This is a genomic window from Vibrio kanaloae (genome assembly GCF_024347535.1).
GTDB lineage: Bacteria > Pseudomonadota > Gammaproteobacteria > Enterobacterales > Vibrionaceae > Vibrio > Vibrio kanaloae.
Genome location: NZ_AP025498.1, coordinates 1,012,037 through 1,030,456, shown reverse-complemented (window position 1 = coordinate 1,030,456; position 18,420 = coordinate 1,012,037). Strand labels below are relative to the sequence as shown.

The following is an 18,420-nucleotide window of genomic DNA, read 5'->3' as shown; positions in this document are numbered from 1 at the left end:
TCTTTTTTCACTATAAGCAGTTAGACATTTCCGTTATCACTGACTGTTCTAAGCTGAGTAAGATATTTAATCCAACCTTTTGCTTCAGACGAGGGATCGATGTTGTTTGCACGCTTCGCTTGAGCAAGAGCGTTATCTAGGTTCTTTAGCTTATACCATGATCGTACTTTAGCTAAAGCAACGTCGGCCTGTTTGTTTTTGTCTTTCACTTTGTCGAGAACAACCAGCGCTCGATCATAGTAACCTTGCTGAACCAACAGCTGAGCGACATTCCAATGATATTGGATGTCTTTTTTAGCCGCTAGCGTCCACACTTCAATGGCACTGTCCCACTCTTTAGCTAACTGCCAGTAGGTTGCTTGCTCAGCCAGAAGCTGAACATCACTGTTCGCATCATCTAACTTAGCGATCTCTTGAGCAGCACGCTCTGGAATGCCGCGTTTCGCGTAAAGCTGTGCTAACAAGCGGCGATCTGAGTTTTTCAGCTCAACGCCTTGTAAATCAGCCAGTGCTAACGTGTTCAATGCATCACGGTTACGTTCTAGTCTTAACTGAATACCCACAAGTTGACGCCACCAGTTATCTTTCTCTGGTTGGAGTTCAATAAGGCTTTCCAGTGTAGGGATAGACTGCTTCCACTGCTTTAACTGGAGCTGTGCGCCGAGTTTTAGCGATAGAGATGATAACTCTGGTTTCGAATTCAATTTGTCGTGGTTACCGATGGCAACTAGGACTTTCGACCAGTTTTCAATTTGGTATTCCACTTGTGCAATTCGCATCCAAAGCGTGTCTTTCTTTTCCGTTTCTGGGGCCGTTTTTACTAGCTGGTAGTAGTGCGGAAGCGCTTTTTTGAATTGCTGATCATTTAACAACAAATCAGCAAGCATGCGCTTCGTTACCCAAGCTTGTTCATCAACCAGTAAATTACTATCGACCGCATAAGTAAGCTGCTTAATTGCCGTATCCGTTTTACCCTCTTGCCAGTAAAACACACCTAACATACGAGCAACGTACGCCTTATCGTAGCCTTTAGAAAGCTCCAAGCCTGCAAGTACGTCAATTGCCTGTTTAACCTGTTCATCTTGAGCAAGCTTATGCGCCTTTTGAACACGAATTGCAGTATATTGGGTTAGGTCTTTTGCTTGCGTTGTAAGGGGCATGAACAACAAGCCCACTAATATCCATATCTGTTTCATCATTTTGCCAACTTAAACTCTAGTTTCACGGTTTGACCAACCTGAGCTATCGCTTTTCCATCGACGACTTTCGGTTGATATTTCCATTTTTTAAGTGCTCTCATCGCTTCACGTTCAAACATACGACGTGGGTTTGCATCAGTGACTTCAATGTCAACTGGGCGTCCCGTTTCGTCGATGGTAAAAGACATTATCACATGGCCTTCAGCGCCACGCTTCAGCGCTTTTGGTGGGTAACGAGGTTCTACTCGATACAGAGGCATTGCTTGTTGGTTTGACCCAAAATCAGAAAATGTCGGTGCGTTAATCGCTAGGCCGTCAATGGATGTATTCAAATCCAGTGAAGGCAAAGAAGACATCGAATTCAGAGGCGTAACTTCAGCTTGTGACTGAGACGTTTGCGCTTCCGGTGGCGGTTCAGGCATTTCAGGTTTTTCAGGGACTGCGCGCTGTCTTCTTTGAACTTCTTGTTCTTGTTCCACCATTACCATGTTGAAACTTAACGTCTCACTGTTGTCTGGTGAACGTTGATGGCCATTATCGACCATCCAAGCCATAAAAGAAAACAGAGCCAAGCCCAATGCACCCGCTAGCGGTAAAGCAAGAAATAGGCGAATCATTTATAAAGATCCTCCAAGATCATCGCTTATCAGCAGCAAGCGCTATGTTTTTCACACCCGCACCTTTAGCGGCATCCATTACTTTAACAACCGTACCGTTGTAAGCGTGTTCATCCGCTTGAATAACCAAAGAAGCATCAGGTTGTTCTAGCAACAAGTGTTCTAGTGTTGCTTGAACACGCTCTACATCCACAACACGTTTATCAATGAAGATATCGTTAGCCGATGTGATAGCAACGAAGATACCGGCATCTTTTTGGCTAACCACGTTAGAAGCTTGCGGACGATTGACTTCGACTCCGGATTCACGCACGAATGAACTGGTCACAATAAAGAAAATGAGCATGATAAATACAATATCAAGCATCGAAGTTAGGTCTATTTGAGCCTCTTCATTTTTAGAATGACGTCGACCGAGTCTCATCGTTGACTCCTTAAAGATTTTTCTAATTTTAATTCCAAGCGGCTACACACTTTTGCTAGGCGAGCATGAACAAACATCCCCGCTAATGCCGCGACCATACCTGCCATGGTCGGCAGCGTCGCCAACGAGATACCTGAAGCCATTAATTTAGGGTCACTGCTGCCTTGAGTCGCCATGACATCAAAAACAGAGATCATACCGGTTACGGTACCTAGCAAACCCAACATCGGACAAATAGCGACTAACAGTTTAATAAAGTTCAAGTTTTGATGTAGCAAGATACTTGCCTGCCCCAACCAGCCTTCACGAATGGCTTTAGCATGCCAAGAAGAGTGATCTTCTCTTTCACGCCACTTCTCAACCCACACTTTACGTTGCTTTGGAAAGTAGAACGCAAGATAAAGTACGCGTTCTACCACAAGCACCCAATAAACAAGGACAACAGCCGCTAGCCACCACAGAACGAAACCGCCCTGCTCCATAAAGCTTGATAAAGACAGCAGCCAGTCACTCGTTAACCAACTCGCTGGTAATAGAGAACCCGACAAAATATCCATTACGCAGCAGTCCCAACTGATGAAACAACAGCGTTTGAATCAATCGTCTTTTCTGCTTGCTCAGCCACAAGGCCAATACCTTGTTTCTCTAGAATATTGCGAATATTTTCTGCCTGAGTGCTAAGAATGTTGTGTGCAAGAAGAAGTGGCATGGCTGCAACAAGGCCAAGCACGGTGGTCACTAGAGCCATAGAAATACCACCCGCCATCACTTTAGGGTCGCCATTACCAAACTGGGTGATCACTTGGAATGTCTCGATCATGCCGGTAACCGTACCAAGTAGGCCAAGCATAGGGGCAAGAGCAGCAAGCAGTTTCAGCATTGATAAACCTTTCTCTAAATGAGTTTGCTCATCAACCACCGCTTCTAGCAGTCTTAGCTCAAGGGCTTCAACCGTTTGGTTTTGCTCTTTGTCATAAACGGCAAGGATACGGCCAAGTGGATTGTCACCCGCTTGCTCTGAATTTTTCAATTGAGAACGAATTTTTTGACGAGCAATCATCAAAGAAACACCACGAACAAGCGCGATAATCAAACCAATTGCAAGTAAACCAAGAATCACTTTACCGACTACGCCACCAGCTTGTAGACGATCGGTTAGGCTTGGCGTAAGTGCTAATTGCTCTAACATGAATCCGCGAGAAGGGTCGACAACCACGTTAGATACTTCACCATTCGCTAACGAAGAAAGTGACGCCAAAGTCGGGCCATTCGATGGCTGTTTTAGATACGCAATCGCATCCTCACGTTGGGTGTTCCAGCTCACGTAGCCTTGCTCTGTAACTAGCCCAATTGAACCTAGGCGGAAAGCATCAACGGTTTGTGTGTTTCCTTCACCATTGATGAACGCAATTTGAGATTTGCTAAGCTCTGCGCTCGCTTGAATTTGCTCATTCATGCTCGCCCAAAGACCCGATAGTTGTGGCATTGATGGCAGTGATTTAGCGTCAATGATCTGATTGACAGTCTCGGTGTGTGCGCCTCGGTCCACGCTATTGATCGTGGAATTTAATTCGGCACCTAACTCTTTTGCATTTTGACGAACAACACCAAACAACTCGCCTAAACTGCCCGTTTCTAAACGAAGCTTCTCTTCTAAACGCGCAAGTTTGTTTTCATTTTCACTGAAGGTTCTGGTCAACGCATCTGTAGCGGCTTGGATTGAAGCTCGCTTCGTTGCCAGTTGTGCTTTGATGGCTTTCAGCTCTTGCTCTGTTCTTTTGAATTCAGATTCACGAACAACGTTATGAGATGCTTGAATACGACTCTCTGATTTAGCTTTATTAACCAGTTGAGCCGTCGTATCTGATGCAGAAAAAGCAGAAAATGAAATAGATGTAATACAAAGTAATACTGCTAATGGCTGTAAGTTCATTACTTAACCTCCGCAACAGTTAAAGAAACAGGTAAAGTAATTAAGCTTGGTGCCGCTTGCTGGCTAGCAACATCATAAGCCTTATCTAGCTCAGGTTTGATTGATGAATCAAGCTCTTGCCATTGATCTTTTACCTGATTCCAAGACCAATACTGGCTGCCATTCAAGTTACGAGCCACTAGAGAAATTCGTCCCAGATACAAAACATCGGCCTCAATTGTTTTCTCGCTAGTTAATGCTACTCGACCTTGATAAACCCCCAACTTAATGCCGTAGTCCATCTCGATTTGATACGCTTCTAAAATACGGCGATATTTCTCTGCGTCACTGACATCAGCACGAGTCATCATTGCTTGTAGCTTTTCAACTCTTTCTAGACGTTGCTCTTTCTTGATTGGCACATCTTGCTCTACTAACTGTTGAAGGCCATCAATCATTTGATACATCAAAGGTACAACACCCTGGCGTGTATATTTGATTTCGTCGATCTGCCCTTTAATACTTTGAGCTTCGTTGTTTTGACTCTCGACCAATGCGGCAAGATGATCGTGATAGACTTCTAGATTTTTCACTTCTTCTTGCAGACGTTCAATCTCAGCTTGAAGCATCAAAGTGGCTTGTGAGCTTTTATCAATAACTTTCTGGCTCGATGCCGACGCGTTATTGGTCTTGTTTTGAATAGATTGAGCTTGATCCAAGCTGTTTGCCATAGAAGGCACAGTAACCAAACTAATGGTAAGTGCTAGGCTAATTTTTAAAAGATTCATAATTGTAGTCATTTACTATAGAAGAAGGTCAAATGAGTTTTATTGATAAGCAGTCTCATTATCATTAAAAGTCACTCACATTACTAGGTATATTTTATGAAGTAGCAAAATAACAAAAGGGGAAAGCCTAAACTTCCCCCTAAACATTTATACTACCAATGACACCCTACCAACAAATTAGTATTTTATCTGTAGTGTAGCCATGTAGTTACGGCCTTCGCCGATTACTACGTCTTCTGCAAATTGATGGCTTGACGAAGTAGAACCACCACCTGCTAGGTATTCTTTATCAAATACGTTTTCAACCGTTAGACGAGCCACAAAGTCTAAAGAATCATCGTATTTCATCGTATATGCAGCTCCCATATCGACACGAGCATAGCCATCTTTCTTAAATGTATTCGCACTATCACCGTAGCGTGAACCTTCGTAGATAAGGCCTAAATTCACATCAACTTCGTTGGTTGCAGCATAAGTAGACCAAACACTTGCTGCAAACTCAGGTACATCTGCAGGGCGATTACCTCCATATGTTTCATGGTTAGCAATTTCAGCGTCTAAGTACATTGCAGAACCAGACATTGAGAATCTTTCCGAAATGAAACCTTGCGCACCTAACTCAGCGCCACGGTGAACTTGCTCGCCGCCTTGTGTCTTAGTCCAATCACCAGACGCAGTATCTTCTACGTCCATTGAGATATTTTCTTGAGTAATGTCAAAGACTGCACCCGATACAAATAGGCGCTCGTCCATCAACTCCCACTTAGTACCTACTTCGTACGATACACCGGTTGCGGCATCAAGAAGTTGGCCATCATTGGTGTACGTGCGTCTGCCACTAGAAACAACACCTTGAGGTTCGAAGCTTTCAGAGTAAGAAGCGTAAATGCTACCGTTTGAAGCTGGATGGTAAATCACGCCTAGCTTAGGTGCTACGTTCTCTTCTGCCACACCAGAACTTACTTTACGGTCGAAACGAGCGCCCGCAAGAACTTGCCATTCATCGTTGATAGTAATCAAATCTTGGATATAGAAACCCCAAGTATCGTAAGTACTCATCTTGCCTAACGATGTTGGACCCACTGACGGAGCTGGTACTGTAGCATCTGGTGCATATTCGCCACTATTGAAACGGTCCATACCGCGATAGTAGCTGTAGCCCAACCAGTTAGCACCGAATAATAGTTTGTGCTCTGTGTCCGCGAGCTCAGCAGTTGTTGTAAGATCCACATAAGCCGTTCTGAAACGCCACTTATCATGACGATAGTTACCGCCTTGAGTCACGGTACCCGTACCATCAGAGTTCATATTTTTAAAGCTTGGGTAGCTTTCCATATCAATACGTTCGAAATCTTGGTAGTTAAAACCTGTTTTTACTGACCATGTATCCGTTAGGTTAGCGGCAATATCAAAACCAACGTTCTCAACATCGTTTTCAATCTGTGACCACTGCGCATCCCAAATATGCTTGTCGCTACCAACTCGATTGCCATCTAGGGTGTATAAAGAGCCCGAATCAACACTGCCATCGTCGTTAGTTTTGTCGTAATGAACAGAAACCGTTACGTCTTCAGTTACATCGTAATCAACAACTACCCCACCAACAAAACGTTCTGTTTGAGGTTCAGAGCCGTCACCGTACGTTCTCCAAGAGTTGTAACTTTCTTTAGATAAGATTGCACGACCACGTAGAGTTTCAGCATCGTTCAGCGCACCGCTTACATCGACCGTTGTGCGAGAATGATCATTAGAACCAATATCTTGACTAACACTCACTTGCGTATCGTAAGTTGGCTTTTTGCTGACCATATTGATCAGACCACCTGGCGCAGAAATACCATAAAGAAGACCTGAAGGGCCTTTCAATACTTCAACACGCTCTAGCAATTCGATAGGTTGGCGGTAGTGAGACCAGTGTTGTTGGCCATTCTTAAGGAAGCCTGAAGAGCTCCCTACAGAGAAGCCACGTAGAGAAAAACGCTCACGGTTACGGCTTGTGCCACCCGCACTTACACTCGCATCATTCTTCAGAACATCACCAAGCGTTGTTGCACGCTGTTCATCAATGATTTGCTCATCGATTACTGAAACTTGTCCCGGAGTCTCTAACTGAGTTGCTTCCATGCGCATTGCAGTGGTGTTTGTATCGGCCTTGTAACCATAATCACGACCTTCGACGACCATATGCTCGTCTGTTTGTGCTGTTTCTGCCAATACTGCTGGTGAAGCCAATACCGCGCCGATCACTAAAGCCAATGGGCTCTTTGAAAACATGTCCTTTACTCCGCTTTATTCTTTTTGTCCGAGCACTTTTTTATTTATTCGCTGTGCTCACTAGGCCGTTACCGGCACCACTGAATTATTTCGCAAGTGAATATAAGTGATAATCATTACTATTTGCATTAAATTTACATTCTTTGCATTTGTAAGGTTTTGTAAAGGAACGGATGTATATTGATTACTTGCATATTAACAAAGTTCATTTGATACAACAGGTTACATGCCCACCGTTAGAAGATAGGTTTATGGGTAGAAGCTATCGCTATCCGCATTATTAATTACGTTGATTTAACGAACATTATTTAATCAATAATTCGGTTGTCTTATTTATTACCTTTCAAGCACCTTAATTTGTGTATAAAACTCTCGATAAATGTAATTAAACAGTGAATAACTTTGATTTAATTTGTTTAAATTATAGATTTATCAGTGATTTTGATCACATCTAGAATCCCAAGGCGATTTTTTGTTTTTCGATTTCTTTAACAGGCTGATAATCTCCTGCTCACTTTGAAAAGGTGTCAAAGTTATCAATAATAAGGAGTGTTCTAAATGAATACCAAGAAACCTATGTCTCTGACTGGACGAGTTATTCTCGGTATGGTCGCAGGTATATTGACGGGATTTGCCATTCAATCCCTTTTTGCAGAAAGTGGATTTGTCAACAATTACATCGTTAACGGACTCTTTGAAGTTGGCGGACAGATATTCGTCGCCAGTTTAAAAATGCTTGTTGTGCCGCTAGTCTTCGTTTCACTAGTGTGCGGTACGAGTTCCCTTAAAGATCTATCCACACTTGGCCGTATGGGCGGTAAAACACTTGCACTTTATATCGGTACAACAGCCGTTGCTATTACCCTTGCACTCACTATCGGTAACCTGTTCCAACCTGGAGCTGGTGCAGATCTTACTGCAGCAAGTTCTTTCAAATCAACGGATGCCCCTTCTTTGGGCCAAGTGATTATCGACATGTTCCCTACCAACCCTATCCAGGCAATGGCTGAAGGGAAAACGTTGCAAGTTATCGTATTTGCTGTGTTGTTTGGTATTGCTATCAGTGCGGCGGGTAAACCTGGTGAACGTATTGCTGCGGTTTTTTCTGACTTGAACGAAGTTATCATGAAGCTTGTAGCACTACTCATGAACCTAGCGCCTTACGGTGTTTTCTTCTTAATGGCGAAACTGTTCTCTAGCCTTGGCTTAAGCGCAATTTGGAATCTAGCGGAATACTTCCTAGTTCTGGCTGGTACCCTACTGCTGCACGGTTTGGTTACCTACAGTGCAATGCTTAAAGGATTCACAGGTTTAAGCCCAATCACATTCTTACGTAAGATGGAAGATGCGATCATGTTTGCGTTTTCAACGGCCTCTTCGAACGCAACGATTCCAGTTACAATGGAAACAGCGAAGAACCGCATGGGCGTAGATAATAAAGTGGCTTCGTTCACAGTACCACTAGGTGCGACTGTAAACATGGACGGTACAGCTATCATGCAGGGTGTGGCTACTGCATTTATCGCGCAAGCATACAACATTGACTTGACGATGGGTGACTACCTAATGGTTATCCTAACGGCGACATTAGCGTCTGTTGGTACAGCGGGTGTTCCTGGTGTTGGTCTTGTTATGCTGGCGATGGTATTGAACCAAGTAGGCCTACCACTGGAAGGTATCGCGCTTATCATGGGTGTTGACCGTCTTCTTGATATGATTCGCACCGCAGTAAATATCACTGGAGATAGTGCCGTAACTATCATCGTAGCTAAGTCTGAGGGTGCTTTTGACGAAACTCGCTTCAATGACCCGGCTGCTGGTGAGAAAGAAGAAGAAGTTAAGCTAACACGTCAACAGGCATAATTTAGCTTCTCTGTCGCTCTTACCTTCAAGCTAAAGCGTAATTAATGACTGCACCTTAGCTGATAATGAAAAGCGTATAAACTAAAACGCCACTGCAGATGCAGTGGCGTTTTTATTAAGTGGCAGATTCAATTAATAGCGGGAAACATCAGATTTACTCGAAGTCCCCCACTTTCTCTATTCTCAGCAGTAACATAGCCATTCATCACACCCACCGCCTCCTTAACAATTGCAAGCCCTAGGCCATAACCACCAGACTGTTTATCTCGGGCTGATTCAATACGCGTAAACGGGTCGAAGATACCTGAAATCTGGTTATCAGGAATGCCATCACCGTCATCTTCTACAGATACCACACTGTAACGTCTGTCTGCTAACAGTTCATATGTAGTAACGACAATATGAGCATTCTCTCCTGCGTATTTAATCGCGTTACCAACCAAGTTACCAATGACTCGAAGAAGAAGTCTCTCGTCAACATTAACCATTGATGTCGGCGTTTCTAAATCGCCGACTAAGGTTTGATTCGGCTTTAGGTCGTTTTGCATTTGCGCGATAAGCATCGAACAGTAATGCTCAAGATGCATCAAGCTTAACTTAGGGTCATAACGAGACGTTTCTAAACGGCTAAATTCAAGGATTTCCCCCACTAGCTTGTTCATCTCTTCCGTTTCACTTTCGAGTCGATCAAGTAAACCGACGCTCTTGTCGTCAACCTTGCTTCGCAATAAATGTAATGCGAGATTTTGCCTTGCCAATGGCGTTCTAAGCTCATGTGACACATCACGGATCAAACGACGCTGCTTTTCAGCCAATGACTTTATCTCGAACGTCATATGATCAAAATCATGGGCTAATTCATTAAATTCACGCGTGGTTGAATCTAGCTCAGACACCACACTCACCGAAAAGTCCCCTTGCGCTAACCTTCGACTGGCTTCCCTTAGGCGATCGAGAGGTTGCTGTAGACTCTTCGCCATAATAATCGAGAACAGTGTCAACACGATCAAAGCAATCAAAGCTTTAATTAGATAAGAATAAGGTGCAAAAGATTTGGCGGGGTGGAACTGGTGCGGCAATTGGATAACCAAGGTATTTCCGTTATTAAGCGGTAGACCGAATATAGGCTTGCTCACACGGTCACTCAGTTGGTGATCCAAAGTTCGTAGGTATTGAAGCTTGAATTCAAAGTGTGGATGCATGTGTCGGTGCGTAATCGGTTGGTTATCTTTATCAATCACAAACAAGTAATACTCTTGAGCATTCCCCCAATCGGCTAACTCATCCATGTCACCTTCTTCAATCAACACATTGGCTTGATAGGCAAGGTCAAGCATTTCAGCTTTAACGGATTCAGGTACTTTCAAGAGCGCTTTCATCAGCGCTCTTTCAGCCACACCTTGCAGAATCAAAATACTCACCAAAATAACTGTCAGGTAACTGAACAGTTGGAACGTTAATCCATCCTTACGCTTAGCTATATAGTCCGGGCAGTGCAGTAACGTAGCGATCATGCTCCAACTGACTCTAGATAACTGTACCCTTTACCACGCACCGTTTTAATATGTTGTTTTGATAGGCCAGCCTGAACCAATTTCCGTCGTATATTACTGATGTGCATATCTAAGTTACGATCGAACGGACACAGCTCCTTCTTGAGCACATGGATTTGTAAATCTGATTTTGATACGACGATCCCGTCGTGTTTAATGAGGTAGTCAAGTAGGTCTTTTTCTGTGCCGGTTAATGGCAAACGAGAGAACTGTTCGCACAAGCCACGATCGGACGAAGCCAAAGATTGTCTCTGACGTTCAAACCCAACTCGGCGCAAGATCACCTTAATACGGGTTAAGAGTTCAGGAACATTGAAAGGTTTAGCGATGTACTGGTCGGCACCCGCTTGATAGCCATCAAGCATAGATGCGTCATCATTAAGCGCAGTTAACATAAGAATGGGAGTAGCAAAACGCTGACAAATGCGTCTTGCCACTTGAATACCGCTGAGGTTTGGAAGCATTACATCGAGTAAAACCAAATCGACAGGACGCGATTGAATAAACTCAAGCGCGGACTCACCGCAATGAACAGTATCAACGTGATACCCCTCATTCTCTAACACTTCAACCAATAGCTCACACAACTGAATATCATCATCAACAACTAAAACGCGCGACATCACACAAACCAATAAATAATAATAGTTTGCATTCTAATTATCGTTATTATTGATTTCAATTATAAATGTGAGATTTACTCTATAATAAGAAATCTTTTTCAATCGGTACAAATTTAGACGCAGAATCAATAAGGTTTTGCGCGGTTAGCCCAGGAACTCCATATACTTCAACCGGTTTGCCAAAACGTTCTTTGATTCGCTCTACAAGGATTTCGAAATCACCGTCGCCAGAGACCAAAACTATCGTATCAACCGTTTCTGCTAGCTCTATAGCATCTAACGCAATACCAACATCCCAATCTCCTTTTGCACTGCCATCTCGGCGCTGAATAAATGGTTTTAGCTTCACATTAAAACCAACACCACGGAGAATATGGTGAAATTGACGCTGTTTAGGATCTTGGCTAGAGATTGCGTAGGCATTCGCTGTAACAACGTTACGCCCTTCCGTGGCAACATACCAAAACTGGTTATAGTCGAAGTTAGAACGATATTTGTCGCGAGTGGTGTAGTAAACGTTTTGAACGTCGACCAGAATTGCTATGTTTTCCATAAATTCATACCTTTAGATTTTCCGTATACCCTATTCTATTCAATGAGGAAATGCGAGTCGCTTTATTTAAAAAAATGAACCCTTTAGCGGTCGTCAACGTAAATCTAAGTATCTTCAACATAAACCTAACTATGCTTAATGTAGGTCGATTTGTTCCCCAGTTACCTGGAATTATTCTTCGCATCACTGCATTCACGTGACAATCAAATCGTACTCAGGCTCAGTGTTATTAAAGGGAGGTTGGCCATGCTACACCTACAAACACATAAACCGTGTGTAAGCCTCGACACAGCCAGATCGGCACAAACAAGCAATGACTCAAACGTTTGCTCTAATTTACTTAAGTTTCTCACCATCAGCACAGTACTAATAATGACCTTAGCCATCAGCTCAGCACTCGCCTATCCAGCTAGTTCTCACACCAATTCATTACCACACCGCAGTGTGATTTATTTCGCACCAAAAGAAGATTCAGTGGTTAAAGAGTTTCTCAATGAAGTGTTGATCAACAACTGTCAGTTAGACGAACGAGATGTCGTCATCATGGTGATAGCAGAGAGCGGTTACACTGTTCCTACTTGGCTAGAAGAAGAGTTTAACTTAGATGCCGTAACCCGTATTTATAAGATACCTAAAGGTTCACACACCGCTGTGTTGATTGGTAAAGACGGTAAAGAGAAATACAGATGGAGTGGTAAAACAGATTGGCAGAAAATCACCAATATCATTGACGAAATGCCAATGCGCCAACGAGAAATGCAGCGACAAAGTAGTCGCTGCAGTATTTGATTCTTGATTTATTCACTGGCTGATTGTTTATTAGCTTTGAGGCTACGCCGTTAAACTTGCTTGTTAAACCAAGCTAATTTTTCATGAAGTTGAGCGACACTGCCGACAACAATCAGCGCAGGACTTTTTGCAACGCCAGCAAGGCTAGCTAAATCACTCAACCCACCACGGAATACTTTTTGTTCTTGGCGCGTACCGTTCTCAATAATGGCAACAGGCATGTCCGATCGCATACCGTTATCAAGTAAATTATTCTGGATGTTCGGGCTCTCTTTTAAACCCATATAGAACACGATCGTGTGATTGTGCTGAGCAAGCGAGCGCCAATCAATATCTTCACCATCTTTCTTTAGATGACCAGTAATGAATTGGACGCTTTGTGCGTGATCTCGATGTGTTAGTGGAATGCCCGCGTAAGCCGTCGCGCCTGCTGCTGCAGTGATTCCGGGGACCACTTCAAACCTCACACCATGCTCAGCTAGGGTTTCACACTCTTCACCACCACGACCAAAGATAAACGAGTCACCACCTTTCAGGCGAACCACATGCTTATTTTCTTGTGCTTTAGTCACCAATAATTGATTGATTTGATCTTGTGGGACACAGTGATGGTCGAGCTTTTTTCCCACATACAGCATTTCTGCATCGGAGTTAGCCATTGCCAAAATATCTTTAGATACCAAGCGGTCATAAACGACCACGTCAGCCTGTTGAATAACACGAGCCGCTTTTAGGGTAAGTAAGTCTGGGTCACCAGGGCCAGCACCTACTAATGTAACCAATCCTTTGGTTACTTCTTTAACATTCGATGACGATACTTCTGACATGCTGTGCTCCGAAGGTTTGCTTGTTTTTTCTCAAGCTTCAATCTATGTGGTAAGTCACTGTATTTGTGATGACTTATCCAAATCCTTAACCCTTAGACTATCAGGTGTTGAGTTAAATATTCTGTCTAAATACTAACGAAGATAGAAGTAATTATAACAAAACAATCTATTGCAGGTATTTTGCTCAATAAGAATCAACACATTAATGGTGCTTAAGGCGTTCGAACAAAAAAGCCCCAAACAATTTGTTGGGGCTTTCAATCCTCAGACTAAATTACGTTTCACCGTATTCAGATTTACTTAGCACCTAGAGAAGGAGCCGTTTTAGCGTGAGTTAGGTATAGAGAAACACACGTTAACAGTAAGCCACCAACGATGTTACCAAGAATTGTAGGGATAAGGTTGAAGTTCAACCATGTCGCGATACCAAAATCTGCGCCTAGAATCATACCCAATGGGAATAGGAACATATTTACTACTGTGTGCTCGAATACGAGTGCGAAGAAGATGAAGATTGGGAACCACATCATTGCTACACGGCCAGACACTGTACGTGCTGTCATGTTACCAATCACACCTAGACATACCATGAGGTTACAGAAGATACCGCGTACGAAACACGTGATCCACCCGTCCATACCCATGTTTTCAAAACCTAAACTACGAGCTGTAGAAACCGCAATGAATTTTTGTGCAACTGCATTTGGATCTAAAGAGAAGTTACCAGTCAATGAGATAGCAATCAGTACGGCTACGATGAGAGAACCGATAAGGTTACCAAGGCCAACAATACCCCAACAACGTAAAACACGCCCCCAAGTCACGCCTGGGCGGTTATCAAACTTAGCTAAAGGAGCAAGGCCAAATACGCCAGTGACTAGGTCATAACCCATCACACTTAGAATGACGAAACCAACTGGGAACACTAATGCGCCCACAATGCCGATACCTGTTTGTACAATAGTCGTGATTGCCACAACGACAGCAAGCGAAAGAATGATACCAGCCATAGTGCTTCGAATCAGAAGATCACGAGTACTTGTTTTCGTTTTTGCTTCACCCACATCGATCATCGTTTGAACGAATTCAGCTGGTTTAAAATCAGTAGACATAAGGTTGTCCTTAAAAAGTTAAAATTGGATAGGAAAAGGCTCTAGTTGCCGAGTTAAGGCAATATCGAGAACTAGAACCCTTGAACTATCAAATCTTACTCATCCGAAGATTAAGCAGAGATTTCTACAGCGCCTTTGGCAACACGAGCTTTATACGCTTTCACATTGAAGTTCTCGTCTTCCATGCACATACCTGTTGCTAGGTTAAAGCGTTGCTTCTTAAGTGGGCTTGCCACCCAAAGCTCTTCTTTGTGCTCAACAATCAAACCACGTGATAACACGTTAGATTGGAAGTATGGGTCTGTGTTGCTAATCGCGAATACTTCTTCAGCCTTAGTTGGGCGGAAGATAGCCACTTGCTCACCACCAACCAATGCACAAACACCTGTACCTGGGATAATGTCTTCGATCTTACAAACTTTGGTAAATGCCATGATGTCGTCTCCCGTTACACAGTTTCTACGTGAATGATGTCGCCCTGATGCCTTGAAGTAATGGCTTCAGAATATTTCTCAGTGAATGTTGCTGGACGGTGTTGTTCACGACCATCTTCAACAAACACAACGTTATCATCACGGTCATCAGTATTGATGAAGTGTGCAAAGCGCTTAAGTTGAGCTTCGTCGTTGATTGTATCTGTCCATTCACAAGCAAAATTATCGACTAAGCCAGCAATATCAGCTTCAAGTTGGTCGTTAATACCAAGCTTGTTGTCTACAATCACTTCACGTAGGTAATCAACACCACCTTCTAGGTTGTCCATCCATACCGAAGTACGTTGCAGTGGCGCAGCCGTACGGATGTAGAACATCATGAAGCGGTCGATGTACTTGATCAGCGTTTCTTGGTCTAGGTCGCTTGCCAGTAAGTCTGCGTGACGAGGTTTCATACCACCGTTACCACATACGTACATGTTCCAACCTGCGTCAGTCGCGATAATACCTAAATCTTTACCTTGAGCTTCAGCACACTCACGAGTACAGCCAGATACCCCAAACTTCATCTTATGAGGAGTACGGATGCCTTTGTAGCGGTTCTCGATCATCACACCAAGGCCAACAGAATCTTGAACGCCGTAACGACACCAAGTTGAACCGACACATGTTTTAGCCATACGAAGTGCTTTTGCGTAAGCTTGTCCAGTTTCGTAACCCGCAGCGATTAACTTCTTCCAGATTGCTGGTAAGTCATCTTTTTGAGCTCCGAATAGACCGATACGTTGTGCTCCCGTGATCTTTGTGTACAGGTTGTATTCAGCAGCAACATCAGCAAGAACACTTAGTGCTTGAGGTGTTACTTCACCACCCGCCATACGAGGGATAACAGAGTAAGTACCATCTTTTTGCATGTTACCTAGGAAGTTATCGTTAGTATCGTGCAGCTTCACTAGCTCAGGCTTAAGGATGTGTTCACCCCAGCAAGAAGCAAGAATAGAACCCGCTAGAGGCTTACACACTTCACAACCGTAACCTTTACCGTACTTATCTAGAAGCTCATCAAACGTTTTGATTTCTTCGATACGAATTAGGTGGAAAAGCTCTTGGCGAGAGTAAGCAAAGTGCTCACACACGTCGTTCTTTACTTCTACACCAGCCTTAGCAAGTTCAGCGTTGAGTACTGAAGTCACCAGTGGGATACAACCACCACAACCCGTACCTGCGCCTGTTACTGCTTTGATATCACCAATGGTGTGGTGGCCTTCAGCAACCGCTTGAGCGATCTTGCCTTTCGTTACATCGAAACAAGAACATATAACGGCAGTTTCTGGTAAAGAATCCGCGCCAAGTGTTGGTTTTTCAGCACCCGCGTGAGCAGGAAGAATCAATGCATCTGGGTGTTCTGGTAGGTCGATTTCGTTCAGCATTAGCTGTAGAAGATCGCCGTAGTCAGACGTATCACCAACCATTACTGCACCAAGAAGCTTCTTGTTGTCTTCAGAAACAATTAGGCGTTTGTAAACTTCTGATTCTTCATTTTGGTAAACGTAGCTCTTACAACCAGGGGTACGGCCATTTGCGTCACCGATAGAACCTACTTTCACGCCAAGAAGCTTCAGCTTCGCTGACATGTCAGCACCTTCAAATGTACTTTCGTTACCAACAACGTGGTCAACCGCTACCGTTGCCATTTTGTAACCAGGAGCGACTAGGCCGTAGAACGTTTGGTTCCAAGATGCACACTCACCGATAGCGTAGATGTCTTTATCAGTCGTTTGACAGTGATCGTTAATCTCGATACCGCCACGAGGCGCAATACCTAGACCCATTTGACGAGCAAGTTTGTCTTGTGGGCGAATACCAGCAGAGAATACGATGAAATCAGTTTCTAGCTCGGTACCGTCTGCAAAACGCATTACGTTACGAGCTTCAATGCCTTCAGGAGCGATCTCAAGCGTGTTCTTACTTGTATGTACGTTTACGCCCATACGTTCGATTTTTTGACGAAGTTGGTTACCACCCGCTTGGTCAAGTTGCTCAGCCATTAGCTTAGGAGCAAACTCAACAACGTGTGTTGTCACGCCAAGCGCTTTCAGTGCGCCCGCCGCTTCAAGGCCAAGCAAACCACCACCAACAACAACACCCGACTTAGAGTTCTTAGCCGTTGCTTCAATCGCTTTCAAGTCTTCAATAGTGCGATATACGAAACAGTCTTTGCCTTCGTTACCTTTGATCGGAGGAACGAATGGGAATGAACCGGTAGCAAGGATGAGTTTGTCGTATTGAATTTCACGACCAGTGCTTGAGTAAACGGTTTTCTTTTCACGGTTAACGTTGATAGCACGTTCGCCGATCAGCATAGTGATGCCGTGTTTCTCGTAAAAGCCTTCTTTAACTAAAGAAAGTTCATCTGCAGTATGGTGTGAAAAATAAGAAGAAAGGTGTACGCGATCATAGGCTACACGAGGCTCTTCACAGAACACCGTGATGTCCATGTTAGTCACATCTGTCTTCTCGACTAAATCTTCGATATAGCGATGACCAACCATCCCATTACCGATTACGACTAGCTTCATCTTGCTCATAAGAATTCCTGAAGGTTATATATTTCTTAACTGAGCGAATAATGAATTATGAAAGAAAATGAAAATATGATGTAAATCAATTACGAAATCGAACTACCCAAAAGGGGTAGAACAAAAGAGGTAGGAGAGCCTAATCTTGCATTATTCATAGCGAATAACCATAAGTATGACAAGGTTTAAGGGCGGTATATCGTCACTTTGATGCACGACAAGGTGCGTTGTAATATTTCATAATAGATTAGTAACAACAAAAATAAATAACAATCATTTTCATTTATAACGATAAGATATGTAATAGCGGATGAAAGCGTCACAGAATCATGAGTAACTGTATATAAATGTGAAGAACTTATCGACTTAGTAGACAAGCGTAGGGCGATGGTAGAAAACGAAAATATATCAAATAGCAGATAGCAAAAAGGCCAGCATTTTAGCTGACCTTTCAGTTTGAATAATGGAGGCGCCTCCCGGAGTCGAACCGAGGTCCACGGATTTGCAATCCGCTGCATAGCCACTCTGCCAAGGCGCCTTCAAGCCGTGTTTTAAGAGAACGACTCTGTTGATTCCTACCCAACAAGGTAACAATCAAATAGATGGTGCCCCGGGCCGGACTTGAACCGGCACAACGCGAACGTCGAGGGATTTTAAATCCCTTGTGTCTACCAATTCCACCACCAGGGCACGCAATTCTTTATTGCGATAATCGGCACCATAGTCTAAACAGACTTACATCCAATTTTCGTAAAATTACTTTCTCTAGGGTTATTTCCCGAGAACGAGATGCACTTTAACTGATTAAAGTAATGAGTCAATAATAAATTTATTTATTTTATTCAACCGGTTATAAAACAATCTACCCAACGT

At 43.5% G+C, this 18,420-nt stretch carries 16 protein-coding genes and 2 tRNA genes; 2 read left to right on the top strand and 16 right to left on the bottom strand.

The features are described 5' to 3' along the window. Positions 1 to 20: 20 nt before the first annotated feature. From OCV24_RS18815 to OCV24_RS18785, 7 genes are all read right to left on the bottom strand, one after another. Complete coding sequence (locus tag OCV24_RS18815; RefSeq protein ID WP_137008777.1) at positions 21 to 1,199, bottom strand: tetratricopeptide repeat protein; 1,179 nt, start codon at positions 1,197 to 1,199, stop codon at positions 21 to 23. Next, positions 1,196 to 1,816, bottom strand: a complete 621-nt coding sequence (locus tag OCV24_RS18810; protein WP_046223542.1) for an energy transducer TonB — start codon at positions 1,814 to 1,816, stop codon at positions 1,196 to 1,198. The genes OCV24_RS18815 and OCV24_RS18810 overlap by 4 nt, the downstream gene beginning before the upstream one ends. A 19-nt stretch (positions 1,817 to 1,835) precedes the next feature. Next, positions 1,836 to 2,240, bottom strand: a complete 405-nt coding sequence (locus OCV24_RS18805) for an ExbD/TolR family protein (RefSeq protein ID WP_004739212.1) — start codon at positions 2,238 to 2,240, stop codon at positions 1,836 to 1,838. Continuing rightward, positions 2,237 to 2,797 (bottom strand): MotA/TolQ/ExbB proton channel family protein, encoded by a 561-nt coding sequence (locus tag OCV24_RS18800; protein ID WP_017058232.1) that lies wholly within the window; start codon positions 2,795 to 2,797, stop codon positions 2,237 to 2,239. The genes OCV24_RS18805 and OCV24_RS18800 overlap by 4 nt, the downstream gene beginning before the upstream one ends. After that, a complete protein-coding gene (locus tag OCV24_RS18795) occupies positions 2,797 to 4,173 on the bottom strand; it encodes a MotA/TolQ/ExbB proton channel family protein (protein ID WP_017058231.1) in 1,377 nt (458 codons plus the stop codon). The genes OCV24_RS18800 and OCV24_RS18795 overlap by 1 nt, the downstream gene beginning before the upstream one ends. Continuing rightward, complete coding sequence (locus tag OCV24_RS18790) at positions 4,173 to 4,940, bottom strand: DUF3450 domain-containing protein (RefSeq protein ID WP_017058230.1); 768 nt, start codon at positions 4,938 to 4,940, stop codon at positions 4,173 to 4,175. Before OCV24_RS18790 ends, OCV24_RS18795 begins: the two co-directional genes overlap by 1 nt. A 177-nt stretch (positions 4,941 to 5,117) precedes the next feature. Beyond that, on the bottom strand, positions 5,118 to 7,214 hold the full coding sequence (locus OCV24_RS18785; RefSeq protein ID WP_150877247.1) for a TonB-dependent siderophore receptor: 2,097 nt from the start codon (positions 7,212 to 7,214) through the stop codon (positions 5,118 to 5,120). Positions 7,215 to 7,772: 558 nt separating this feature from the next. On the opposite strand from OCV24_RS18785, the gene OCV24_RS18780 reads away from it, so the two are divergent. Continuing rightward, positions 7,773 to 9,077 (top strand): dicarboxylate/amino acid:cation symporter, encoded by a 1,305-nt coding sequence (locus OCV24_RS18780; RefSeq protein ID WP_017058228.1) that lies wholly within the window; start codon positions 7,773 to 7,775, stop codon positions 9,075 to 9,077. A 128-nt stretch (positions 9,078 to 9,205) separates the two neighbouring features. Here the strand turns inward: OCV24_RS18780 and OCV24_RS18775 are convergent, their stop codons facing one another. The 3 genes from OCV24_RS18775 to OCV24_RS18765 all read right to left on the bottom strand — a co-directional run bounded on the left by OCV24_RS18775 (position 9,206) and on the right by OCV24_RS18765 (position 11,806). Beyond that, positions 9,206 to 10,591, bottom strand: coding sequence for a sensor histidine kinase (locus OCV24_RS18775; protein ID WP_150877249.1), 1,386 nt, complete (start codon positions 10,589 to 10,591; stop codon positions 9,206 to 9,208). After that, positions 10,588 to 11,253 carry a response regulator transcription factor gene (locus OCV24_RS18770; RefSeq protein ID WP_150877251.1) on the bottom strand — a complete coding sequence of 222 codons (666 nt, stop codon included), beginning with the start codon at positions 11,251 to 11,253 and terminating at the stop codon, positions 10,588 to 10,590. The genes OCV24_RS18775 and OCV24_RS18770 overlap by 4 nt, the downstream gene beginning before the upstream one ends. Positions 11,254 to 11,332: 79 nt before the next feature. Continuing rightward, positions 11,333 to 11,806 carry a LabA-like NYN domain-containing protein gene (locus OCV24_RS18765; RefSeq protein ID WP_046223538.1) on the bottom strand — a complete coding sequence of 158 codons (474 nt, stop codon included), beginning with the start codon at positions 11,804 to 11,806 and terminating at the stop codon, positions 11,333 to 11,335. A gap of 246 nt (positions 11,807 to 12,052) precedes the next feature. Here OCV24_RS18765 and OCV24_RS18760 point away from each other — a divergent pair, with 246 nt between their 5' ends. Then, positions 12,053 to 12,595: a DUF4174 domain-containing protein gene (locus OCV24_RS18760; protein ID WP_046223537.1), complete on the top strand. Its 543-nt coding sequence runs from the start codon at positions 12,053 to 12,055 to the stop codon at positions 12,593 to 12,595. 50 nt (positions 12,596 to 12,645) lie between these two features. Here OCV24_RS18760 and cobA read toward each other — a convergent pair whose 3' ends face one another. The 6 genes from cobA to OCV24_RS18730 form a co-directional block, all read right to left on the bottom strand. Then, positions 12,646 to 13,422, bottom strand: coding sequence for a uroporphyrinogen-III C-methyltransferase (gene cobA, locus OCV24_RS18755; protein ID WP_137008265.1), 777 nt, complete (start codon positions 13,420 to 13,422; stop codon positions 12,646 to 12,648). Positions 13,423 to 13,718: 296 nt separating this feature from the next. Continuing rightward, on the bottom strand, positions 13,719 to 14,534 hold the full coding sequence (locus tag OCV24_RS18750; RefSeq protein WP_150877253.1) for a formate/nitrite transporter family protein: 816 nt from the start codon (positions 14,532 to 14,534) through the stop codon (positions 13,719 to 13,721). Positions 14,535 to 14,644: 110 nt separating this feature from the next. Further along, entirely contained in the window at positions 14,645 to 14,968 is a 324-nt protein-coding gene (nirD, locus tag OCV24_RS18745; RefSeq protein ID WP_102506332.1) for a nitrite reductase small subunit NirD, read from the bottom strand. A gap of 14 nt (positions 14,969 to 14,982) precedes the next feature. Then, complete coding sequence (gene nirB / locus OCV24_RS18740; RefSeq protein ID WP_150877255.1) at positions 14,983 to 17,556, bottom strand: nitrite reductase large subunit NirB; 2,574 nt, start codon at positions 17,554 to 17,556, stop codon at positions 14,983 to 14,985. A gap of 455 nt (positions 17,557 to 18,011) precedes the next feature. Then, positions 18,012 to 18,085, bottom strand: a tRNA-Cys gene (locus OCV24_RS18735). Between the two features lie 65 nt (positions 18,086 to 18,150). Next, positions 18,151 to 18,237, bottom strand: a tRNA-Leu gene (locus OCV24_RS18730). Positions 18,238 to 18,420: the final 183 nt, after the last annotated feature.